The following is a 22,897-nucleotide window of genomic DNA, read 5'->3' on the forward strand; positions in this document are numbered from 1 at the left end:
CGCACGGGCACCCTAGGCTCGGCCTGTGGAATTGATCAAGGACGTCTCCCGCGGCGACTGGTTGCTGGCCCGGGCCGGCGCGTTCGCCACCTTCGGCGGCGTCGCGGGCACCGGCTTCGAAGCGTACGTCCGGATCCTGCACCCGCTCCGAGCGGATCGCGAAGACCGCACGACCGTGGACGAGTACGACGAGCACCCGGTCCTCGAGTCGGCCGAGTGGCGCTGGGCCGACGTCGCCGAGCGCACCCGTCGGACGATCGACCCCCTCGTGTCGTGGCAGACGCTCAGCGGTCGGGACGACGAGTCGGACCTGTCCTTCGAGGACGGCTGGATCGTCCATCCGCCCGAAACGGGCTGGTACGAGCCGACGCAACTCGCCGCGCTCACCGGGCTCCTCGCCGAGGCGACGTCGACCCCGGACGACCTGGTCGGGGCGATCTGGGACGGGTGGGGCGACCTGAACGGGAGCTCGACGATGGGCTTCGGGTGGCAGGGCGAGGGCGAACCGACGGCAGCCGAGCGCGCCGAGATGCAGGAGCACATGGCCCGGATGCAGGCGCAGCACCGGCGGGAGCAGGCTGCGCTCCGGGAGTCGCTTGCGAGTCCGCGCTTCCTGTGGCCGGCCCGCGAGTGCTTCCTGCTCTCCATGTCCCTGCCGCAGCTCAGCGACCCGTCCTGGACGGACGACGCCCGCGTCGGCACGTACGTCGACTTCGGGCACACCCCGCAGATGCTCTGGCCCGAGGGGCGCGAGTGGGTGCTCGCCACCGAGATCGACTGGGACTCGACGATCGTCGCCGGGTCACGGTCGCTCGTCGACGCGGTCCTCGCCGACGCCCGGTTCGAGGCGTACGAGGTCACCGCGGACGCCTCCCCGGGCTGATCAGACCGGCAGGGTCACCTCGGTGCTCACACGCCGGACACTCTGCGTGGACGCGGCGACCACGGTGGCGACGACGATGACGACGGCACAACCGATCAGGGTCGTGGGCGTCCCGACCGCGTGCGCCAGCGGTCCCACCAGGGCCTCGCCGAGCGGGACGGCGACGAACGACCCGACCATGTCGTACGAGTAGACCCGCGACAGCACGGCCCGGGGGACGTTCGACTGCAGCGCGTGGTCCCAGGCGATCGCGAACAGTTCGATGGCCACCCCGCCCAGGGCGAACGCGACGAGCAGGGTCGGCAGGGCCGGTGCGACAGCGAGCGCCAGGACGGGGAGGGCGGTCACGGCCATCAGGGCGACGCCGATGCCGAGGGCGTGCCGTGGCCGCCACCGCAGCGCGATCAGCGCTCCGAGCGCCAGACCGACGGTCTGCGCCGCGACGACGAGCCCCCAACCCGCCCTGCCGAACGAAGTGTCCGCGACCACCGGACCCAGCACGGTCGTCGCGCCGACGAAGGCGGCATTGAGCACCGCGAACTGGGCGACCACGGTCCAGACCCAGCGTCGTCCCGAGAACTCGACCCATCCCTCCCGGATGTCCGCGATCACCGACGGACGGTCGGCCGGTGCGACGGACGGGCGACGCGGCAGTCGGATCCGTGCGTACAGGGCTGCAGCGACGGCGAAGCCGGCGGCGTCCACCGCCAAACCCCACCCGGCGCCGACGAGCGCCACCATGCCGGCGCCGGCGGAGGCCCCGACGATGGTGCCGGCGTTGATGCTCAACCGGATCACGGCGTTCGCGGGGCGGAGCAGCGCCTCGGGCACGGTCTCGGGGACCATGGCAGCGGTCGTCGGCAGGCTGACCGCGGCGACCGCACCGTTCAGGATGCTCAGGACGACGAGGAGCGGGACGGTGGCGGTGCCCGTCAGGACCAGCACGGCGACAGCGCCCTGCGTCAGAGCAGCACCGAGCGACGTGACGACGAGCACGACGTCACGGGGGAGACGGTCGGCGATGACCCCGCCGAACAGCAGGACGGCGACGTTCGCGACCGAGCGTGCTGCCACGACGAGGCCGAGGTCGACGGGCGAGCCGCTGAGGTCGAGGACGGCGAACGCCAGCGCGATCGGGGCGACGGCGTTGCCGAGGATGCTCACCGTGCGGGCGGCGAGCAGCCAACGGAACGGTGCGTGGCCGAGGACGCCCGTGGTCGGCGTGTTCACGGCCGCCGCATCGGGAACATCGAGACGGTCATCGACACCGGAACGGTGCCCGGAGTGCGGGGGCGCTGCGCCGCTGCGTGGAGCAGGGCGGATGCCTGGCCGACGTGGTGCACCACCCGGCGCCACGTCTCGGGGCCGACCCACAGTTCGGCGTCGGTGGAAACGCCGGGCCCCGTGGTCCGCTGTCGCACCCGTCGACGGAGTTCCTCGACCTGGGCCTCGACGTACACGAGCTGGTCCTCGACCGAGACGTCGTCCGCGCCACCGTCGTCGCCACCATCGCCGGATCGGCCGTCGGGGTCGAACGGTCGTGCCGACGACTCGTGCCGGTACCGCTTCGCCTCACCGCCCCGGAGTCGGAGGACTTCGACGACGGCGACCAGTCCGGCCCGTTCGAGCACGCGCAGGTGGTAACTCGCGGTGGCCTGTGAGAGACCGAGCTCCCGTGCGGCCTCGGCGGCGCTCATCGCGGTGCTCGTCACCAGCGACAGCAGGCGGAGCCGGATCGGGTGGGCGGTCGCCCGGAGGGACTGGAGGCTGGACATGCGGCAATGCTCTCCTGACCGGGAGGTACCGTCAAACGGGCCTTTGGGGGTTGTCCGGACCGATCTGCGCGCCGACCTTTCGCGTCCAGCGACAGTTCACGGCCCGCCGCGCGCGTGAACTGTCGCCCAGCGCGAAAGCCCGCGCGCGACGCGCGAAAACCAGCGCGACCCGCCCGCGTCCGCGTCAGCCCCGCGTCACCCTGTGGGAGCACGCATCTCCCCCCAACGGCGGACGCGGCGCCGACGGCCCCTCCCGTAGCGTCGAGGCCGTGATCGAAGTCAGCCATCTCACCAAACAGTACGGTCCGAAGACCGCCGTGGACGACGTCTCCTTCGTGGTGCGTCCCGGCAGTGTGACCGGCTTCCTCGGGCCCAACGGCGCCGGGAAGTCCACCACGATGCGCATGATCATGGGGCTCGACCGGCCCACGTCGGGCAGCGCCACCGTGAACGGCCAGCCCTACACGAGCTTCCGCGACCCGCTCCGGCAGGTCGGCGCCCTGCTCGAGGCGAAGGCCGTCCACTCGGGGCGCAGCGCCTACAACCACCTGCTCTCCCTCGCGGCGACCCACGGCATCCCGAAGTCCCGCGTGCACGAGGTCATCGACATGACCGGCCTCGACTCCGTCGCGAAGAAGCGCGTCGGCGGGTTCTCGCTCGGCATGGGGCAGCGCCTGGGAATCGCTGCCGCACTGCTCGGTGACCCGAAGACCCTGATCCTCGACGAGCCGGTGAACGGCCTCGACCCCGACGGCGTCGTGTGGGTACGACAGCTCGCCCGCCGGATGGCCGCCGACGGCCGCACGGTGTTCCTCTCCAGCCACCTGATGAGCGAGATGGCACAGACCGCCGACCGCGTGGTCGTGCTCGGCCGGGGCAAGGTCCTCGCCGACGCCCCGATCGCCGAGTTCGTCGCCGGTGGTGGCGCCGCTGCCGGCACCGATGCCGCCGTCAGCCGCGTCATCGTCCGCACCCCGGACCCGAACGGCTTGTTCAACGCGATCGGCCCGAACGCCGCGGTCACCCAGCGCGAGGACGGCTCGTTCCTCGTCGTCGGCCCCGACGCGCCGACGGTCGGCAACATCGCCGCGCAGGCCGGCGTCCCCCTGCACGAACTCACCCCGACCGGCGCGAGCCTGGAAGAGGCCTACATGGCCCTCACCCGCGACGACGTCGAGTACCGATCGGAGGGCACCCGATGAGCGCCACCACCTCGCCCACCACGCCGTCGACCCGGATGCACGGCTCCACCAAACTGTCCTTCCCGCACCTGGTGCGGAGCGAGTGGATCAAGCTCCGCAGCATCCGGTCCACGTTCTGGTGCTACGCGATCCTGGTCGTCGTCACCATCGGCATGGCTGCGCTCGTCGGAGCGAACACGAACAGCGGCGGCCAGGACCTGCCGACGGACATCGCCAACGGCACCGTCGTGAACGCCAACACCGTCGGCGTCCTGCTCTCGTCGCTCGTCGTCGGTGTGCTCGGCGTCCTCATCATCACCGGTGAGTACGGCACGGGCCAGGTCCGCTCGACCTTCACGGCCGACCCGCGTCGCACCGGCGTGATCCTGGCGAAGGCCACCGTCCTCGCCGTCACGACGTTCGTGGTCAGCGCCGTCGCCACCTGGATCGGCGTCCTCATCTCGCTCCCGCTGCTGGCGGGCAACGGTGTCGAGCCGGAGATCGGTGACCCGTCGGTGTTCCTGCCGATCCTCGGCTCGTCGGTCTTCCTGACCCTGCTGGCACTGCTCGCCTACGGCATCGGCCTGCTCGTCCGGTCGAGCGCCGGTGGCATCGCGATCACGCTCGGCATCCTGCTGGTCCTGCCGGTGGTGCTGAACCTGATGGCCGGGCTGATGAACGTCGAGTGGCCGACGAACATCGCGGCGTTCCTGCCGGACATGGCCGGTGGCCAGCTCTACGCCTACTCGTACGACGGCGCGAGCCCCGCCGACGACGGCGGAGTCGTGCTGAACGGCTGGGGTGGCTTCGGCGTCCTCGCCGCCGAGGTCCTGGTCATCGGTGGCCTCGCCCTGACGCTCGCGCGCCGTCGCGACGTCTGACGCGACCACCCCACGGCCGGGAGGCGCGGTGCCAGCCGGCGCCGCGCCTCCCGTCGTTCGCGGTGCGGGTCCACAGCGTCAGTAGGCTCACAGCGTGCGTTCCGTTCCCGCCCTGCTCCTGCCCGCGATCGCGGGCGTGTTCCTGCTGGCCGGCTGCGCCGGGCCGCCGCCCGTCGACGAGGCTGCGCTGCACGCCTGGGAGAAGCGGCAGATGGCCACCGACTCGGACTCGGACCGGGACCTCGGTGCGATGTACGCCCCGGAATCCGCCGGGCAGAGCGCGACGGGGAATGACGACGAGATCGACCGTGGCATCACGATCACGTTCGCGCACCCGGAAACGGTCGACCACCTCGAGTTCTCGTGCTTCGGTGACGGGCACATGAGCGGTTCCGTCATGGTCGTCTCCGGGAGCACGTCGCGGAACCACATCACCGAGTCGATGCCCTGCGGCGACGGAGAGCAACGCATCGACCTGCGGCGAACCTGGCGTGCCGACGTCGACAGCATCTCCTTCAACGGGTTCGACAGCGACCGGGACAGCGCCTGGAACGTCCGCGTGATCGGCGCAGAGCCCGCCGAGGACTGACCGAGCGAGCGCTCAGGACCGCCGGACGTCGTACCGGTGCAGGGTGACGCCGTTGTCGTACCGCTGCTGCTCGAGCAGGTCGAGCTGCACGAGCGGCCGGTGCCCCGAGAGCGGCGGATCGAACAGCGGCCGGCCGGCACCGAGCACCGACGGGTGCGTGAAGAGCATGACCTCGTCGAGCAGCCCGGCATCGAGCAGTTGACTCGCGATGCTCGGCCCACCCACACCGATGTCGCCTTCGCCGGCGGCGCGGATCGCGGCCAGCTCGGCGATCGCGTCGCCGTCGCCACCGATGACCCGGGTGTCGTGGTCGGCGGTGGTCCGGGTGCGGGACACCAGGACCTTCGGCTGCGCGGTCCAGATCTCGCCGTACTCGCGCAGGTACTGCGGCATCGACTCGTCGTGCCGGGCGTCGGGCCAGAACGGGTCCATCATGTCGCGCACGACCCGTCCCTCGACGGACAGGGTCATGGCCGCCGCCCGGGCGTTGAACTCGCGGTGCAGCGGCTCGTCGATCCGCATCCAGTCGGGTCCTTCCAGGCCGTCGTGCTCGCCGGGTGCGCGTTCGACGAAACCGTCGACCGAGGCGTTGATCCAGTAGACGAACCTCGCGGGCATGGCATGACTCCTTCGTCGAGCCGAGCGTACGCTCGCGGACGTCGCCCGTCGACACCCGCAGTCCCTCCAGCAGTACCTCCCTCAACGACGAGAGCAGGTCAGGCATGCGCCGATCGTCCACCGCACTCCTCGCCGTCGTGACGTTCCTCGGCGTCGCGACCACGGGCCTCCAGGCCGGACCAGCGGATGCGTCCGCGGTGCCGGGCGGAACCACCCGGGCGACCACCACCACGACCGTGGCGTCGAGTGCCGCCAGCCGGCAGGGCCGTGCCGCGCCCAGCCACCAGAACCCGGTCGCGCTCAGCCTGCCCGACGGGCAGACGGCGGCGAGCTGCGCGGACCCGACCGTGATCCACGGAGCCGGACGCGACCGCAACTGGTACCTGTACTGCACCACCGACGCGCTCACCGCGACGGAGCAGAACCCGGACGGGTCCCTCGTGCAGCACGCGGTGCCCACCTACCGGTCGACCGACCTGACCCACTGGACGTACGTGAACGACGCGTTCCCGACGAAGCCCGACTGGGTGGGCGACGCGAACGGGATCTGGGCGCCGGACGTCGTGTACCGCGCCGGCGACCGTGGCCGGGCGGGCACCTGGTACCTGTACTACGCGGCTTCGGACACCCCGTCGGCGACGGGGCCGACCGGCGGCGGCTCCGCGGTCGGGGTGGCGACGAGCTCGAGCCCGACGGGTCCGTGGAAGGACTCCGGCGGCCCCGTCGTGGCACCGCAGACCGCACCGAACGGGGACGGAGCGCGGTGGGCGTTCGACCCCGAGGTCATCACGGACGGCGGCACGACCTACCTGTACTTCGGCAGCTACTTCGGCGGCGTGAACGTCCGGCGGCTCAGCGCGGACGGCCTGCGCTCCGACCCGTCGACCGAGCGGCAGATCGCCATCGACAACCGCTACGAAGGCGCGTACCTGATGCGGCACGGCGGCTGGTGGTACTTCATGGGCTCCGCCACGAACTGCTGCAACGGCGCCCTGACCGGCTACGGCGTCTTCGTCGCCCGGTCACGCAGCCCGCTCGGACCGTTCACGGACCGCGACGGTGTGGCGATCACGAGCACCCGGGTCGGTGGCACGCCCCTGCTCGCGCAGAACGGCAACCGGTGGGTCGGGACCGGCCACAACACCGTGGTCACCGACTTCGCCGGCCAGGACTGGATCATCTACCACGCGGCCGACCGCAACGACCCGTACTACGCGGGGCAGCCGACCTACACGAAGCGGCCGGCGCTGATCGACCCGCTCGACTGGCAGGGCGGCTGGCCGGTCGTCCGCGGTGGTGCCGGCCCGTCCGACACGGTGCAGCCGGGGCCGGTGGCGCAGCCGGGCCAACGACCGACGTACCGGGCGTCCACCGCCCCGGTCGACGTGCCCGGTCGGACGATCCGCGCGCTGTCGACCTCGTTCGACGGTGCCGCGCAGCCGGGAGCGGAGCCCGGAGCGCTGCCTGCCCGGCTCGCCTGGACGCGTGAGCCGGCCCCGTCCACGTGGACCGTCGCCGACGGCACGTTCCGCTGGCAGACGCAGGACGCCGACATCCACCCGCCTGCGACGCCGCTCGCATCGGTGCTGTCCGAACCGGCGCCCCGTGGGGACTACGTGCTCCAGACCACGGTCGGTGTGGACACCCCGACGACCGGCGACGGCCTGAACTACGTGCAGGGCGGCCTGATCGTCTGGGGCGACGACGGCAACTACGTCCGGCTCACCTCGAACTCGATCTTCAACACGCGCCAGACCGAGTTCGGCAAGCAGGTGTCCGGGCAACCGGCCGGAGCGCCGAGCTACGGGAACATGGTCGTCGGTCCGGTCGGGGACACCACCACGCTCCGGATCGTCCACCGCGAGGTCCGGGGTGAGGACCGGTACACGGCGTACACCAGTCTGGACGGGCGGCACTTCGTCCGAGGCGGGACCTGGACGGCGGACCTCGGCGGTACGCCCCGCGTCGGGCTCATCTCACTCGGAGGCTCCGGCTTCACCAGCACCTTCGAGGACCTCCGCGTGAGCACGGTCGCGACGCGTCGCTGAGGGCGCGCGTGGCTGCGCTGAAGACACCGGTGTTCGCAGGTCGAACCGCGGTCCGCGCGTGTTCGACCTGCGAACACCGGTGTCTTGCACGCCGCACGGCGCGCGTTCAGCCGGAGAACGTCGCCGGTGAACGAGATACCCGTCGGGATGCGAAGATGCATCGTTGGTGCCGGAGCCGAGAACGAGGGTTGGATGATCCCGACGGAGGAACACGACGCGAGCGCGCCGCTGCTCGACGGTCGGTACCGCTTGGAGCAGGCGATCGGCCAGGGCGGCATGTCCGTCGTCTACCGGGGTGTGGACGAGAGCCTGCACCGCCCGGTCGCGATCAAGCTCTTCCACGCGGGCATCGTCGACATCGCCCGGCAAGAGGCCGAACTCGGCGTGCTGGCGTCGCTCGAGCACCACAACCTCGTCAGCCTGCTCGACGCCGGTGTCGTCACCGGGCAGGACGGCACGCAGCAGCGCTACATCGTGATGTCGCTCGTTGTGGGGCAGGACCTCGAGGAGCGCCTCGCCGTCGGCCCGCTCGCCTCCCGGCACATCGCCGAGATCGGCTACGACATGGCCGAGGCCCTCGACTACATCCACGCTCACGGCGTCGTGCACCGCGACATCAAGCCGTCGAACATCCTGCTCGTCGACTACGGCAACGGTTCCGACCGCGCCCGCGCTCGCCTGACCGACTTCGGCATCGCGCTCGCCGCCGGCGTCGAACGCCTGACCGCCGACGGCGTGACCACCGGCACCGCCGCGTACCTCAGCCCGGAGCAGGCGCGCGGGGGCGAGGTGGGCCCGCCGAGCGACGTCTACTCGCTCGGCCTCGTGCTGCTGCAGTGCTTCACCCGCCGCCGCGAGTTCCCGGGCTCGCTCGTCGAGTCCGCCGTCGCCCGGCTCTCCCGCGACCCCGTGGTGCCCGAGCCCCTGCCCGAGCACTGGAAGCACCTGCTCAGTGCGATGACCGCGCAGGACCCCGCGGCCCGCCCCCTCGGGGCCGAGCTGGTCATGATGCTCCGCGACGTCGTGATCGCCGAGACCGCCACGGCCGACCACGTCGTCGAGCCGACGGACGAGACGGCCCCCGTGCCGACCCGCCCCGAGACCGACCGCCCGGCGACCCTCGACACCCTGCCCGACGAGTCGCTGCAGCGCACCACGGCGATGGCGGCCCGGCTCTTCGACGCCCCGATCGCCCTGGTCGAGGTGCTCGACGAGGACCGCGAGTGGTCCCAGTCGTACATCGCCGAGGGTGTCGACGAGGCGGCGCGGAGCATCAGCTTCCGCAACGGCTTCGCGCCGGTGCCCGTCCCCGTCGTGATCCCGGACGGCTCCGCGCACCCCGAGATGCGCAACAGCCCCCTGGTCACCGGCCCGCTCGGCATCCGCTTCTACGTCAGCGTCCCGCTCGTCAAGCACGACGGCGCGCCGATCGGGACCCTCGCCGTGCTCGACACCCGCCCGCGGCAGGCGACCGAGGACGACCTCGCCAACCTCCGCGACCTGGCGGCGCTCGCCGTCACGCAGCTCGAGATCCGCCAGGAGTCCCTCCGCACGACCAGCGACTCGCTGCCGGTCCCGCGGGTGGTCGGCGACCACACCGCCTGACGGGAGGCCCGGTGCCAGCCCGCACCGCGCCTCCCGTCCGTGCGGTGGTCGCGACCACCGCCGCGCGCACGCCGTCCGCCGAGCGGTCACGACCGGTCGCCTGGCGCGCTCCCGCGCGACGGTCCCTGGCCACTCGACCACCTGCCAGCGGTGTGTCGTGACCGCTCGGGGATCCGGTGCCCGACTGACCGACCCCTACCGAGCGGGCGGAATGCCGGGGTGCCTCCGCGTGCCGACGCGGGTGTTTCGCCCGTTCGTGGTGGTGGGGGTTTGCTCGCGTGGGCTGGCGGTGCCGAGCGGGCGGAATGCCGGGGTGCCTCCGCGTGCCGACCCGGGTGTTTCGCCCGCTCGTACGGGGCGGGCTCAGCCGAGGCGGGTCGCGGCGAGGCCGCCGTCCACGTCGATCGTGCCGCCGTGCACGAAGCTCGCCTCGTCGGAGGCCACCCAGCGCACGGCGAACGCGACGTCGACGGGGCGGACGGGTGCTCCGGCAGGGGTGCCCGCCGTCATCTGCGCGAGGACGTCGTGCGAGTCGGCGTTCCCCGGCGTCACGGTGGCCCCGGGCGACACGGTCGACACCCGGACGCCGTGCGGTCCGAACTCGGCTGCCCAGGCACGGGTCAGCTGCTCGACGGCGGCCTTCGTCGCCGGGTAGAGCGCCGTGAACGGGACGCCGACGCGGGACATCCACGAGCCGATGTTCACGATGATGCCCGAGCCGCGCTCGACCATCGCAGGAGCCAGCGCTCCGACCAGCACGTGCGGCGCGCGGACGTTCGTGGCCCAGAGCGCCTCGGCGTCCTCGTCAGGGAGTAGTGCGGTCGGTCCGACCGGGTAGACGCCGGCGTTGTTGACGAGGACGTCGACCCGGCCGCCGAGGGCCTCGGTGGCGCGGGCGGCGAAGTCGCGGACGACATCGGGGCGGGCGCCCAGGTCGCCGACGACGGCGACCGCGCTTCCACCAGCCGCGATGATGGTGTCCACGACGGCCTGGGTGCGCCCCGGGTCCCGGCCAGCGACGCCGACGTTGGCGCCCGAAGCGGCGAGGACACGGGCGACGGCTTCGCCGATGCCGCTCGAGGCGCCGGTCACCAGCGCGGTGCGGCCGGCCAGTCGGGCGTCCGTGGTCAGAGAGTCGAGGAGTGCTTCGTTGGTCTGCATGCTCCGATGCTCGGTCCGACGGACCCGGCGGTGATTGCCCAGGACTCCGGAGTGCTTGCCGGATCCTGCACGGGCACCCCTCGCGTCGGATGGCTCGACAGAATGGGCACATGGACGACGTCACCTCGGACCGGCTGGACCGTGCCCTGCAGAGCGTCCTCGCCCACCTCGACGACACGGAGCGCGCCGCACGGCTTGGACTGCGCCTGGCGAGGGTCGACCGTCCGACCGACCTCGGGTACCAGCGCTACGCGCCGTCGGTGTCGATGGTCCTCGCCGGACGGAAGCGCTCGATCGTCGGCGACGACGACCAGCTCTGGGGTCGCGACCGCTTCATCATCACGCCCGTCGACCTGCCGGTGATCGCCGGGGTGGTCGAGGTCGAACCGCCCGCGGGGTTCGTCGCGGTCGTCTGGCAGCTCTACCCCGCGGTGGTGGCCGAGGTCGCGAGGGCGATGTCCCGCCCCCACCAGGACGAGGCGCCGCCAGCCCGACTCGGCAGCTGGACCCCGGCCCTGGCGGACGCGTTCTCCCGACTCGTCGGACTGCTCGATGCTCCGGAGGACATGGCCGTCCTCGCCCCGCTCGTCACCCGCGAGGTCGTGCTCCGCCTGCTGCAGACGGACCAGGCACCGCGCATCCTGGCCGCGATCGGCAACCGGGACGGCGACTTCGTCGCAGCGGCCACCGCCCTGCTCACCGACCGGTTGGCGGACCCGTGGTCGGTGGCGGGCCTGGCCGCGGCGGTCCGGACGAGCGAGTCGACACTGTTCGCACGCTTCCGGCAGGTCACCGGCATGAGCCCTGTGCAGTACCTGCGGCGGCTGCGGCTCGGAGAGGCCCGGCGGCGGATGATCGTGCTCGGTGACACCGCCGCCCAGGCTGCGGCGGCGGTGGGGTACCGGAGCGCCTCGCACTTCTCGCGCGACTACCGCGCCCTGCACGGCCGGCCACCGGCTGCCGACGCCGGTCGGGCCCGTGAACTGCTCGCGCGGGGTGAGGTCGCGATCGCCTGAGGCGCGTCAGTCCTCGGTGAGGGCCGCCGCGTAGGCACGGACGGACCGGTGGTACCGGGGGAGCGTCGGCTCGACGGCCTCGATCGCGACGCGCAGTGCCTCGGCGGAGCGGCCCGCGCTGTGCAGTGCGAGCGCGAGGAACACCCTCGGTGCCGCTCCGGTGGCGGGGTGTCCCGGCGCGTCGCGGAGCATCGCGATGGCCGCGTCGATCCGGCCGAGGTTCCGCAGCGTCGAGGCGTGCTGGACGACCATCCTGGCGGCGCGGTCCGGGTCGACGGAGTCCAGGCCGGCTGCGGTCGCGGCGGCGTACTGCACGTCGGCATCGCCCTCGTGTCCGCCCGAGTCGAAGGCGCCGCCGAGCTCGAACGCGCCGAGTGCGGGATGCGGAGCGTCGGCGGCGAGGTCGCGCATCCGCTCGATCCGCTGCTGGTCGTCGATCGTGTCGTCGTCCCACAGCGCCGCGACGCGTGACTCCCAGTCCCCGGTGCTCATCCGGCGAGCGTACCGCCGTCGCTGATCGTCGCGCGGAACGAGCGGACCAGCGGTGCGCCGGGCTGCACGACGGCGGGGGTGTCCCACGCCAGGGCCGAGCCGATCGCGGGGTAATCCTCGGCGCGGACGAACCAGGGGTCGTGGTGGTCGACGGCCTCGATCCGGATCGTCGCCGGCCCGCCGTCGAACACCGCCGACCAGGTGATCCAGGGTGCGATCGAGCCGTGCGCGGCGGTCTCGCCCTCGGCGTCGGCGGTCCGGACGACGACCCCCGTGCACTCGGGGAACCGCCAGAAGAAGCCGCCGTAGCCCGCTCCGGTCCGGCCGTTGCTGCCCGGCCCACCGAGGTGCACGGCGGAGTCACCGGGGGCGCGGAACGACGACGACCAGGACAGCTCCCACCCGGATTCGACCGCGCGCCAGCGCAGGGTGCGGTCCTCGCGCAGGACCACCGTGCGGTTCGGGCCCCGCCAGACGAGTTCCTCGGTGGACGTCGTGTCGTGCTGCTCGGCGTGCACGACCTCCACCGAGCCGTGGTCGTCGCGCCACACGTAGCCGAGCCCCTGGACGTAGGTCCGGCCGCCCCAGCAGTTCACGCCGTCGACGTCGGGGATCGCGACGCCGACGCCGCAGTGCCAGTCGTGGTCGCCGGGGTGGTGCGCGCTGACGACGGTGCCACCGAGGGTCCGGACCGGGTGCAGGTACGGCCGAGGGGACGACGTGGCGATCGTGCCGGCGCCGTTGCGTTCGACGGCGACCTCGACATCGTGCACCACGAGTGCGCGGATGCCGTCGTCGGTGCTCACACCACCGACGCTACCCGCGCGTCAGTCGGGCGAGCACGACGCTGTCGAGGACCTCGTGCGGGTCCCCGTCAGGCGTCGTCGCGGTGCGCGGCCGGACCTCGGCGACCAGGACGTCCCACCGGTCGTCGAGCTGCAGGGCGGCGAGGTCGTCGGCCGGCGAGGGGAACCGGTACTCCCGCAGCTCGGGCGGCAGGTCGTCGTGCGGGGGAGCGGCGTGTGCAGTGACGAGCAGGTGCCCACCGGCGTCGACGAAGCCGGCGGCCCGACGCAGGATGTCGGCTCGGGGGATCTCCACCGGCCACGACTGCAGGAACGACGCCGTCACCAGGTCGAACCGTGCGGCGGTGTCCCACCGGTCGAGGTCCGCGGCGACGAACGCCGTCCGGTCCTCCGCCCCTGCGGCGACGGCAGCGCGCGAACCACGCTGGAGCGCCGTCACGGACAGGTCGATGCCCGTCACGTCCCACCCCTGCTCGGCGAGCCACACCACGTCGCCGCCCTCGCCGCAGCCGAGGTCGAGCGCTCGCCCCACCGGCAGCCCCCACGTCACCGAGGCGAGCACGGCGTTCACCCGGCCGGACCAGATGCCGTCGCGCTCGGCGTAGCGGGCCTCCCACCATTCCCGAGCGGACGGTGCGGCGGTGGCCTCGGTGGCCTCGATGGCATCGGTGGCAGATCCGGCGGCGGAGCCGTCGTGGTGGGTGTGCATGCACCTACTCCAGCGCACCGGCCGGGCCGGACCCAAGCGGTGTTGCCGACCCGGCAACACCGAACCTGCGGGGCGGGCGCGACCCGGGCCTCCCGTCCGCCCCGATCGTGCGCGCGCCGCGCCGCGCCGCCCGCTACTCGTCGGCGGGCAGTGGCTCGGCGTGCTCGATGCGGGCGCTCGCCGTGGCCATGTGCGCGTCCATCGCGCGCTGCACGGCGGACACGTCGCGGGCGCGCAAGGCCTCGAAGACGGCGCGGTGCTCGTGGAACGCGGCCTCGGTCGCCTGCCGGGTCTGCACGCGCCGCGCGACCCAGACGCTCAGCATCGAGCGCAGGCTCTGCAGCAGGTCGGCGAGCACGTCGTTGCCCGAGGCCCGCGCCAGCAGGACGTGGAACCGGACGTCGGCGTCGATGAAGGTCTGCGGGTCGTCGAGGGTCTCCTCCTGCCGGACCAGGTACTCGCCGAGCTCGGTGATCTGCTCGTCGGTGGCGCGCTGCGCGGCGAGGATCGCGGCCGTGCGCTCCAGCGAGGACCGGATCTCGAGCAGCTCGCGGGTGCGGTTCGACGCCAGCATGAGCCCCCACGACAGGGTCGTCGGGAGCAGGTCCGAGGTGCCTCCTCGCAGGTAGGTGCCCGAGCCGGGGCGGATCTGCACGATGCCCAGGATCTCGAGGGCGGCGAGGGCCTCACGGACGGCCGAGCGTCCGACGCCGAGCCGCTCGGACAGGATCCGCTCCGAGGGCAGCCGTGAACCGGGGGCCAGCTCGCCGGCGGTGAGCAGCGAGACGAGCTGTCGGGCGACCACCGAGGCGGGGGACCCGACGGGCACGGACTCGAGTTCGAGTCGGATGTTGAGGGGGTCGTCCGGGCTGAACGCGGGCATGCAGTGAGCGTACCGGTCGGTCAACCGGTTGCGGCAGGAGCGGCGCCGAGGCGACCGGCGTCGCGGAGGAAGCAGCAGCGCGCGTGAAATGGTCAACCGGTTGACAAGTTGACCGACCGCGACGCAGACTGGACCAGGCGCACCGATGCGCCCGCTCTCGATCCTCGCAGCAGCACGGAGCGTCCCGGCGCAGCCGCCAGGACCGTCCCGGCCCAGCCGCCAGGACCATCCCGGCGCAGCCGCCAGGACCATCCCGGCGCAGCCGCCAGGACGGGAGTCGTACCACCCCCACCGAGCAGGAGTCATCGTGGACATCCCCGCCACGCGAGGCATCCCCACCTCGGTCGTCGAGAAGACGGCCATCCGCAAGATCGCGATCCGCATCGTGCCGTTCGTGGCACTGATGTTCTTCATCAACTTCCTCGACCGCACCGCGATCTCCTTCGCCGCCCCCAACGGCATGGAGGCCGACCTCGGCCTGACCGCCGCCCAGTTCGGGTTCGCGTCCGGTGTGTTCTTCATCGGCTACCTCGTGCTCGAGGTGCCGTCCAACCTGGCGCTGCACAGGTTCGGCGCTCGGATCTGGCTCGCCCGCATCATGATCACGTGGGGCATCGTGTCCCTGCTCTTCACGTGGGTGCAGAACTACCCGCAGCTCGTCGGCCTGCGCTTCCTGCTCGGCATCGCCGAGGCCGGCTTCTTCCCCGGCGCGATCCTGTTCCTGTCGACCTGGGTCCCGGCTCGTCACCGCGGCAAGATGCTCGCGCTGTTCTACCTGGCGCAGCCGCTCACGAGCGTCATCGGTTCCCCGCTCGCCGGCTGGCTGATGACCCACGACGGGATCCTCGGCGGCCTGGCCGGATGGCGCTTCATGTTCCTGTGCGTCTCGATCCCGGCGATCATCGTCGGCGTCCTGTGCCTCTTCGTGCTCAAGGACAAGCCGTCGCAGGCGAAGTGGCTCGACGAGGACGAGAAGGTCTGGCTGGAGACGACGCTCGCTGCCGAGAGCGCGGCGAAGGGCGGCGGCGACGGTCACGGCAAGGGCGGCCTGCGTGCGGCCTTCGGCTCCGGCCGCGTCTGGATGCTCGCCGCGGTGTACTTCGGCTTCATCTACGGCCTCTACGCGCTCAGCTTCTTCCTGCCGACGATCATCGACGGCTTCCAGGAGCAGTTCGGCACCACGTTCGACCTGTTCCAGAAGGGCCTCATCACGGCCATCCCGTACGTGCCGGCCGCGGTGGTCCTGTACTTCTGGTCCCGTGACGCCTTCCGTCGTGGCGTCCGGGTCTGGCACATCGCCGTCCCGGCCCTTGTCGGTGGCCTGAGCATCCCGGTCGCGCTCTACATGAACAGCTCGGCCGCGACCGTCGCCGTCATCGCGATCACCGCGTGTGCGATCTTCGCGGCCCTGCCGAACTTCTGGACGGTCCCGACGCAGTTCCTGACCGGTGCCGCCGCGGCCGCGGGGGTCGCCCTCATCAACACCGTCGGCAACCTCGGCGGGTTCGCCGCCCCGTACATCACCGGTGCGGTCAGCGAGTGGACCGGCGGGTACCAGGTGCCGATGTTCATCGTCGGGTTCTTCATGGTGCTGTCGAGCGTGCTCATGTTCGTGCTCGGCCGGAACACGAAGCGCAACGAAGCGGCCGCCGCGACGTCCGGAGCCGACACCGCGGTCGCCGCCACGGACGGACCGACCGCCATCGCGAAGGAGGCCGGCGCATGACCCGCCTGTTCAACGACCCGGCGGACTTCGCCGACGAGATGGTGGACGGCTTCGTCGCCGCCAACCGCGCCCGGGTCCGCAGGGTGCACGGCGGTGTCGCCCGCTCCACCACCAGCCCCGAGGGCACCGTCGCGCTCGTCGTCGGCGGTGGCTCCGGCCACTACCCGGCCTTCGGCGGCCTCGTCGGGCACGGCCTGGCGGCCGGTGCCGCGATGGGCAACCTGTTCGCCAGCCCGAGTGCCCAGCAGGTCACCGCGGTCGCGAAGGCGTCCGAGCACGGCGGTGGCGTGCTGCTGAGCTACGGCAACTACGCGGGTGACGTCCTCAACTTCGACGCCGCGGCACGGGCACTCGAGGCACAGGGCATCGACGTCCGCACGGTCCGCGTGACCGACGACGTCGCGTCCGCGCCCGCCGACCAGGCACACAAGCGCCGGGGCATCGCGGGGGACCTCTGCGTGTTCAAGGTGGCCGGCGCGGCCGCGGAACGCGGCGACGACCTCGACGCGGTCACCGCGATCGCGGCCCGGGCCAACGACCGCACCCGCAGCTTCGGGGTCGCGTTCTCGGGTTGCTCCCTGCCCGGCGCCGACGAGCCGCTCTTCACCGTCCCCGCGGGGCGCATGGCCATCGGCATGGGCATCCACGGCGAACGCGGCATCGCCGAGGCCGACGTCCCCACCGCGGACGGCCTGGCCGACCTGCTCGTCGACAAGCTGCTCACCGAGCGACCCGACGGCACCGGCACCACAACACACGGCACCACGAAGGATGCCACCCCCCGCGTCGTCCCGATCCTCAACGGCCTCGGCTCGGTCAAGTACGAGGAGCTCTTCGTCGTCTTCGGCGCCGTCCAGCGGAAGCTCACCGACGCCGGCATCGTCATCGTGGAGCCCGAGGTCGGCGAACTCGTCACGAGCTTCGACATGGCGGGCGTCTCGCTGACCCTGTTCTGGCTCGACGACGAACTCGAGCAGCTCTGGGCCGCCCCCGCCGACGCCCCCGGGTACCGCAAGGGCGGCGCCGTCCCGCAGCAGCCGGTGCCGGTCGAGGTGCTCGAAGCCGGCGTGGTCGTGCCCGTGACGCCGGGCAGCGAGGAGTCCCAGGCCTCGGCCGCCCGCGTCGCGAGGGCGATCGCCGCGATCCGCGCCACCATCGACGACCACGCCGACGAGCTCGGCCGCATCGACGCCGTCGCCGGTGACGGCGACCACGGCATCGGCATGCAGCGCGGCTCCACCGCCGCCGACCGTGCGGCACAGGACGCCGCGGCCCGTGGCGCCGGCGCCGGTTCGGTCCTCGCGATCGCCGGAGATGCCTGGTCCGACAAGGCCGGTGGGACGTCCGGTGCGATCTGGGGCGCCGCCCTGGAGGCCCTGGGTCGCGTCCTCGGGGACGAGTCCCATTCGACACCCGCGACCGTCCAGAGCGCGGTGCACGCCGCCGCCGAAGCCGTCCTGGCATTCGGGGCCGTCCCCGGCGACAAGACGATGGTCGACGCACTCGTACCGTTCGACCAGGTCTTCTCGGCCCGGGTCGCCGCGGGCGACGGGATCGTCGACGCCTGGTCGGCCGCCTCGGCCGCAGCACAGACCGCGGCGGACGCCACGGCGGACCTGTTGCCCCGGATGGGACGTGCCCGCACCCACGGCGAGGACGCCGTCGGTACCCCGGACGCCGGCGCGATCTCCTTCGCCCTCATCACCGCCGCGGTCCTGGCGACCATCGACGTCCCCGCCTGACCCCCACCCCGAAAGGCACACCCGCATGAGTGAGCAGCAGTTCCGCATCGTCGTCGGTTCGGACGACGCCGGCTTCGACTACAAGGAGGCCATCAAGGCCGACCTGGCGAAGGACCCCCGCGTGGCCTCCGTCGTCGACGTGGGCGTGGAGGCCGACGGCCACACCGCCTACCCGCACGTCGCCGTCGACGCCGCTCGTCTGGTGGCGAACGGCGAGGCCGACCGCGCCATCCTGATCTGCGGCACCGGGCTCGGTGTCGCGATCGCGGCGAACAAGGTCCCCGGCATCCGCGCCGTGACCGCGCACGACTCGTTCTCGGTCGAGCGCTCGATCCTGTCGAACGACGCCCAGGTCCTCTGCATGGGTCAGCGCGTCGTCGGGGTCGAGGTCGCGCGCCGGATGGCGAAGGAGTGGCTCGGCTACACCTTCGACCAGACGAGCGCGAGTGCCGAGAAGGTCGACGCGATCTGCGCCTACGACGGTTCTGCCCCGGTCGGGACCGACGCCTGATGCCCGCGACCACGGCGACCGCCCCCGTGACGATCGGGGTGTCGCTCAAGATGTACTTCTCGCACGCCCGGACGCTCGCGTGGGCGGCCGCCGTGGCCGACATCGCCCGGAGCCACCCGGCGGTGCGGTCCGGCGCGGTCGAGCTCTTCGTCGTGCCGACGTTCCCGTCGCTCGTCCCCGTCCGGGCGATCCTGACCGAGTCGGGCGTCCCGGTGCTGCTCGGCGCCCAGGACCTCGCCTGGGCCGACGAGGGCGCGTTCACCGGTGAGGTGTCCGGCGCCGAACTCGCCGAGATCGGCGTCGACCTGGTCGAGATCGCGCACGCCGAGCGCCGCTCCCTGTTCCACGAGTCCGACCAGGACATCGCCGGCAAGGTGCACGCCGCCTTCCGCAACGGCCTCCGCCCCCTCGTCTGCATCGGCGAGACCGAGCGCACCGCCGACGGCGACCCCGCGGCCGCGATCGCCGAGGTCACCGCCCAGCTCGACCGCTTCACCGCGACGGCGACCGCCGACGGCCTCGCCGGGCCGCTCATCGCCGCCTACGAGCCGGTGTGGGCGATCGGTGCCCCGCAGCCCGCGCCCGACGAGCACATCGTCGCGGTCCTGGCCGGCATCGAGCAGCACCTGGCGACCCGGCCGGAGCTCGCCGGTTCCGTCGCGATCTACGGCGGCAGTGCCGGTCCGGGCCTGCTGACCCGCGGTGCCGGACGCATCGGCGGCCTGTTCCTCGGCCGTTTCGCCCACGACCCCGAGGCGATCCGCACGATCCTCGACGAAGCCGAGGCGCTGGCCGCGATGCAGAACGGAGCACGGGCATGACCTCCCTGCTCGGCCTCTCCACCTACGCCTACTCCTGGCGCATGTCCGACCGCGTCCCGTCGCCGATGTCCCTCGACGACGCCCTGCGCGACGCCGCGTCGCACGACGGCGTCGACCTGTTCCAGATCTGCGACCATCTGCCGCTCGACACCGCGACCGACGAGCGCCTGGCCTCGATCCGGTCCCTGGCGGCCGACCTCGGTCTCACGCTCGAGGTCGGAACCCGCGGCACCCGGCCGGAGCACCTCGCTCGGTACCTGCACGTCGCGCAGCAGCTCGGCGCGACCCTCGTGCGGAGCATGTGGACGAGCGGCGACGACCAGCCCGACGCGGCCGAGACCGAACGACGTCTGCGGCAGGCGCTCCCCGCCTACGAGCGCGCGGGCGTGACCCTCGCGCTGGAGACCTACGAGGTCGTCGCCACCGCCGACCTCGTCGCCGTCGTCCGGGCGATCGGCTCCGACAGCCTCGGCATCTGCCTCGACCCGGCGAACACCGTCGCCCGGCTCGAACACCCGAGGGACGTCGTGGCGATGACCGCCCCGCACGTCGTGAACTGGCACGTCAAGGACTCCGCCTTCACCCGTTCACCGGGCTGGGTCGGTTTCCAGTACACCGGCGTCCCGATCGGCACCGGGATCCTCGACCACGACGCCGTCCGCGCCGCGCTCGAGCCCGACACCCGGGGGATCAACCGCGTCATCGAGTTCTGGCTGCCGTGGCAGGACGAGCACGCGGGCGCCGAACCGCTGCCGGGGGAGACCCCCGCACAGACCACCACCCGCATCGAAGCGGCGTGGACCGAACACACCATCGAGTACATCAGGAGCAAGGAATCATGACCGACACCGTCACCACCCCCCACACCGTCGCTGCCGGATCCGGCACGGCCGACGTCACCGTCGCCGTGATCGGTGCCGGCGGCAAGATGGGCACCCGCGTCTCGAACAACTTCGCGAAGAGCGAGTACACCACCCTCTACAGCGAGGCCTCGCCCGCCGGCCAGGAGCGCATCCGGGCCCTCGGCCGCGAGATCACCGACAGCCTCGACGCCGCGAAGGCCGCCGACGTCGTCGTCCTCGCCGTCCCGGACGTCCTGCTCGGCACCATCTCGGAGCAGCTCGTCCCCGTCATGAAGCCCGGCGCGTCGATCCTGACGCTCGACCCCGCGGCCGCCTACGCCGGTCTGCTGGCGAAGCGCGAGGACATCCACTACGCCGTGGCGCACCCGTGCCACCCGTCGGTGTTCCTCGAGCGCACCACCAAGGCCGAGTGGGACGACACCTTCGGTGGCATCGCCGCCCCGCAGGAGGTCATCGCGGCCTTCGACGCCTCGGAGTCGCTCGGCGACGAGGGCGACCGCGCCAAGGCCGTCGCCGAGGCCGTCATCACCACGATGTACGCCCCGGTCATCCAGGTGCACTGGGTCACGGTGAAGCAGCTGGCCGTGCTCGAGCCGACCCTGGTCGAGACGATCGCCTGCATGATCGGCGACTTCCTCAACGACGCCCTCGAGGAGACCGTCACCGGTGTCGGCGTGCCCCGCGAGGCCGCCCGCGCCATGCTCTACGGCCACACCTGGATCGCGCTGACGAACGGCCTGCGCGGCTCGAACCCGTTCTCCGATGCCTGCCACATCGCGATGGGCTACGGCCGCGAGAAGCTCATCAAGGAGGACTGGAAGCAGGTCTTCGACGACAGCGAGCTCGACTCGGTCATCGCGAAGATGCTCAAGATCGACGCCGTCCGGCGCTGAGCCGCACCGCCACCGCCCACCGCGCCGACCCGTCAGCGCGCCCGGACCGGAACGCCCCGCCGACCCCCTTCCGGCGGGGCGTTCCCCGTGCCGTCGGCCGCCACGAACCCGCGCGGCCCCCACGCCTCGGCCAGCGTGATCGAGGCCACGCCCGGCACCGTCAGCGCCCGCACCGAGTCGGCGAACCACCGCTCGGCGGCCGGCGTGTGCTGCGCCGGGTCGGTCGCGTCCGGAACGGTCTCCGGCCCGTACCCGTGCTCGACGGTCGCGTCCGTCACGACCCGGGTCGGCGCCGTCGCCACCGCGTTCCACCGTGGCCGCAGCGTCACCGGCCCGACGTGCAGCGCCCTGCCGGCGGCCAGCCTGGAGGCACTGCGCACCACCCAGCGCTGCATCCGGATCGACTCGGTCACCTGATCGGGCGACCGGTCGTGCATCTGCGGCGTCACGCTGCAGGTCAGGGGGCCGTCCCAGCCCGAGAACACCGCGATCGAGCGGTTCAGCTCGGTGAAGTGGGCACGGGTACCGGCGACGACCTCCAGGGTGCCGACCGCTGCCACCGCTTCGCGCAGCGCCCGCTGCAGCGCCGGCGTCGTCACGTGCGACACCGGGTCGAACGCGCCGACGCGAGCCACCGGCCCGCCCTCGAGCACCGCGTCGATCGCCGCGCGCAGCGGCACCGGGTCGTCGGTGACGAACCGGACGTCCAGGGGAGCGCCACCCGCGTCCCGTCGGGCCGAGGCGAGCACCGCCTCGACGTTCGGGGCCCCGAGGGTCGGCTCGACCAGGATTGGGAACCCGCGGAGCAGGTCGGCGTCGTCCGGGCGCGCAGCGACCGGCGCCGAACCCGCGAGCAGCTGGAGCGTCGGCGGCGGCGTGACCACGGCACCGGGACCCGGCCCGTCGAGCGCTGCGAGGTCCGGGGCGGGGGAGGCCGCGCCTCCCGACCGGGTGCCCGGACCACCTGCTGAACCGACCGTCGTCGCACGCAGGGTGAGCCCCTGCCGGACCGTCCTCCCAGGCGTGATCGCGATCGGGAACCGCTCGGCGAGCGGCGTCGAGTACGTCTTGAACGAGGCGTCGGTCCAGTTCCGCTGGTCCTCGGTCTCGAACACGTCGCCGGTCAGGTCGAGCGCCAGCGCGACCGGGCCCGCCGCCCAGTCGAGCCCGGCGACGTCGACGGCAGGCTGGTGCGGCGCGATCCAGAACGGGAACGCCGTCGCGGTGCTGACACCGGACGGATGCCGCACCGTGAGCGGCTGCCCCGCCAGGGTCGGCGGGTGCAGGACGACGAGCCCGAGGCGATTGCGGCGGAAGGCCCGCGTGACCGTCCCGAGCGCGGAGACCCGAAGGGTGTCGTCGTCGAGCGTGACCTCGAGGACCGTGCGGACGACCTCGACGCCGTCGTACCGTGCGCTGGTCTCGATGCGGATGCACCTGTCGTCACCACCGACCGCGCGTGTCAGCACCGTGTCGTCGGCGGTGCGCCAGTCGTGGTCGCGGACGACGAACCGGACGGCGCGCAGGACGAGCACGCCCCGGAAGGCGACGTCGGCGAGTTCGGCTCCGCGCAGCGCCAGACGCCAGTGCCCGACGGACACGATCTCGTCGTTCGACGTCGCAGTCATGGTGCATGCCTAGCACCGGTCAACCGGTTGGGCAATGATGGGGGTGACGGAGCAGCGCTGCTCCGA

At 72.5% G+C, this 22,897-nt stretch carries 22 protein-coding genes; 13 read left to right on the forward strand and 9 right to left on the reverse strand.

What is annotated here, in order from left to right:
* The first annotated feature begins 25 nt into the window (after positions 1–25).
* Positions 26–883 carry a hypothetical protein gene (locus DEI85_RS06070; RefSeq protein WP_146249055.1) on the forward strand — a complete coding sequence of 286 codons (858 nt, stop codon included), beginning with the start codon at positions 26–28 and terminating at the stop codon, positions 881–883.
* Here DEI85_RS06070 and DEI85_RS06075 read toward each other — a convergent pair whose 3' ends face one another.
* Together DEI85_RS06075 and DEI85_RS06080 are read right to left on the reverse strand one after the other, a co-directional pair.
* Entirely contained in the window at positions 884–2,113 is a 1,230-nt protein-coding gene (locus tag DEI85_RS06075) for an MFS transporter (protein WP_111124410.1), read from the reverse strand.
* Positions 2,110–2,658: an ArsR/SmtB family transcription factor gene (locus DEI85_RS06080; protein ID WP_110862834.1), complete on the reverse strand. Its 549-nt coding sequence runs from the start codon at positions 2,656–2,658 to the stop codon at positions 2,110–2,112. Before DEI85_RS06080 ends, DEI85_RS06075 begins: the two co-directional genes overlap by 4 nt.
* Before the next feature lie 269 nt (positions 2,659–2,927).
* On the opposite strand from DEI85_RS06080, the gene DEI85_RS06085 reads away from it, so the two are divergent.
* From DEI85_RS06085 to DEI85_RS06095, 3 genes are all read left to right on the forward strand, one after another.
* Positions 2,928–3,860 (forward strand): ABC transporter ATP-binding protein, encoded by a 933-nt coding sequence (locus DEI85_RS06085; RefSeq protein WP_071406056.1) that lies wholly within the window; start codon positions 2,928–2,930, stop codon positions 3,858–3,860.
* Positions 3,857–4,720, forward strand: a complete 864-nt coding sequence (locus DEI85_RS06090; RefSeq protein ID WP_110862835.1) for an ABC transporter permease — start codon at positions 3,857–3,859, stop codon at positions 4,718–4,720. The genes DEI85_RS06085 and DEI85_RS06090 overlap by 4 nt, the downstream gene beginning before the upstream one ends.
* A gap of 94 nt (positions 4,721–4,814) precedes the next feature.
* On the forward strand, positions 4,815–5,309 hold the full coding sequence (locus DEI85_RS06095; protein ID WP_110862836.1) for a hypothetical protein: 495 nt from the start codon (positions 4,815–4,817) through the stop codon (positions 5,307–5,309).
* A gap of 12 nt (positions 5,310–5,321) precedes the next feature.
* On the opposite strand, the gene DEI85_RS06100 is transcribed toward DEI85_RS06095, so the two are convergent.
* Positions 5,322–5,927 (reverse strand): dihydrofolate reductase family protein, encoded by a 606-nt coding sequence (locus DEI85_RS06100; RefSeq protein WP_110862837.1) that lies wholly within the window; start codon positions 5,925–5,927, stop codon positions 5,322–5,324.
* 104 nt (positions 5,928–6,031) lie between these two features.
* Here DEI85_RS06100 and DEI85_RS06105 point away from each other — a divergent pair, with 104 nt between their 5' ends.
* A complete protein-coding gene (locus DEI85_RS06105) occupies positions 6,032–7,975 on the forward strand; it encodes a glycoside hydrolase family 43 protein (RefSeq protein ID WP_111124411.1) in 1,944 nt (647 codons plus the stop codon).
* Positions 7,976–8,167: 192 nt separating this feature from the next.
* On the forward strand, positions 8,168–9,580 hold the full coding sequence (locus tag DEI85_RS06110; protein ID WP_181436455.1) for a protein kinase domain-containing protein: 1,413 nt from the start codon (positions 8,168–8,170) through the stop codon (positions 9,578–9,580).
* Positions 9,581–9,943: 363 nt separating this feature from the next.
* Here DEI85_RS06110 and DEI85_RS06115 read toward each other — a convergent pair whose 3' ends face one another.
* Entirely contained in the window at positions 9,944–10,741 is a 798-nt protein-coding gene (locus DEI85_RS06115; RefSeq protein WP_111124412.1) for an SDR family NAD(P)-dependent oxidoreductase, read from the reverse strand.
* Positions 10,742–10,851: 110 nt separating this feature from the next.
* Here DEI85_RS06115 and DEI85_RS06120 point away from each other — a divergent pair, with 110 nt between their 5' ends.
* Positions 10,852–11,757, forward strand: coding sequence for an AraC family transcriptional regulator (locus tag DEI85_RS06120; RefSeq protein ID WP_111124413.1), 906 nt, complete (start codon positions 10,852–10,854; stop codon positions 11,755–11,757).
* A gap of 6 nt (positions 11,758–11,763) precedes the next feature.
* Here DEI85_RS06120 and DEI85_RS06125 read toward each other — a convergent pair whose 3' ends face one another.
* The 4 genes from DEI85_RS06125 to DEI85_RS06140 form a co-directional block, all read right to left on the reverse strand.
* Positions 11,764–12,249, reverse strand: a complete 486-nt coding sequence (locus tag DEI85_RS06125; protein ID WP_110862841.1) for a tetratricopeptide repeat protein — start codon at positions 12,247–12,249, stop codon at positions 11,764–11,766.
* Entirely contained in the window at positions 12,246–13,055 is an 810-nt protein-coding gene (locus DEI85_RS06130) for a DUF6807 domain-containing protein (protein WP_111124414.1), read from the reverse strand. Before DEI85_RS06130 ends, DEI85_RS06125 begins: the two co-directional genes overlap by 4 nt.
* Positions 13,056–13,065: 10 nt before the next feature.
* The gene (locus DEI85_RS06135) at positions 13,066–13,764 is read right to left on the reverse strand and encodes a class I SAM-dependent methyltransferase (RefSeq protein ID WP_111124415.1); all 699 of its coding nucleotides are present in this window, start codon (positions 13,762–13,764) and stop codon (positions 13,066–13,068) included.
* Positions 13,765–13,897: 133 nt separating this feature from the next.
* Complete coding sequence (locus tag DEI85_RS06140; protein WP_111124416.1) at positions 13,898–14,647, reverse strand: FadR/GntR family transcriptional regulator; 750 nt, start codon at positions 14,645–14,647, stop codon at positions 13,898–13,900.
* A 307-nt stretch (positions 14,648–14,954) separates the two neighbouring features.
* On the opposite strand from DEI85_RS06140, the gene DEI85_RS06145 reads away from it, so the two are divergent.
* From DEI85_RS06145 to DEI85_RS06170, 6 genes are read left to right on the forward strand one after another with little or no spacing between them, the layout of a single operon-like run.
* Positions 14,955–16,373, forward strand: a complete 1,419-nt coding sequence (locus DEI85_RS06145) for an MFS transporter (RefSeq protein ID WP_111124417.1) — start codon at positions 14,955–14,957, stop codon at positions 16,371–16,373.
* Positions 16,370–18,115: a dihydroxyacetone kinase family protein gene (locus tag DEI85_RS06150; protein ID WP_111124418.1), complete on the forward strand. Its 1,746-nt coding sequence runs from the start codon at positions 16,370–16,372 to the stop codon at positions 18,113–18,115. Before DEI85_RS06145 ends, DEI85_RS06150 begins: the two co-directional genes overlap by 4 nt.
* 25 nt (positions 18,116–18,140) lie before the next feature.
* On the forward strand, positions 18,141–18,626 hold the full coding sequence (locus DEI85_RS06155; protein ID WP_111124419.1) for a ribose-5-phosphate isomerase: 486 nt from the start codon (positions 18,141–18,143) through the stop codon (positions 18,624–18,626).
* Positions 18,626–19,447: a triose-phosphate isomerase family protein gene (locus DEI85_RS06160; protein WP_111124420.1), complete on the forward strand. Its 822-nt coding sequence runs from the start codon at positions 18,626–18,628 to the stop codon at positions 19,445–19,447. The genes DEI85_RS06155 and DEI85_RS06160 overlap by 1 nt, the downstream gene beginning before the upstream one ends.
* The gene (locus DEI85_RS06165; protein ID WP_111124421.1) at positions 19,444–20,289 is read left to right on the forward strand and encodes a sugar phosphate isomerase/epimerase family protein; all 846 of its coding nucleotides are present in this window, start codon (positions 19,444–19,446) and stop codon (positions 20,287–20,289) included. Before DEI85_RS06160 ends, DEI85_RS06165 begins: the two co-directional genes overlap by 4 nt.
* Positions 20,286–21,203 (forward strand): phosphogluconate dehydrogenase C-terminal domain-containing protein, encoded by a 918-nt coding sequence (locus DEI85_RS06170; protein ID WP_110862850.1) that lies wholly within the window; start codon positions 20,286–20,288, stop codon positions 21,201–21,203. Before DEI85_RS06165 ends, DEI85_RS06170 begins: the two co-directional genes overlap by 4 nt.
* 32 nt (positions 21,204–21,235) lie before the next feature.
* Here DEI85_RS06170 and DEI85_RS06175 read toward each other — a convergent pair whose 3' ends face one another.
* Complete coding sequence (locus DEI85_RS06175; protein ID WP_110862851.1) at positions 21,236–22,831, reverse strand: D-apionate lactonase family protein; 1,596 nt, start codon at positions 22,829–22,831, stop codon at positions 21,236–21,238.
* Between the last annotated feature and the right edge of the window lie 66 nt (positions 22,832–22,897).

It is taken from the genome of Curtobacterium sp. MCBD17_026 (assembly GCF_003234895.2).
In the GTDB taxonomy this organism is placed as follows: Bacteria; Actinomycetota; Actinomycetes; order Actinomycetales; family Microbacteriaceae; genus Curtobacterium; species Curtobacterium flaccumfaciens.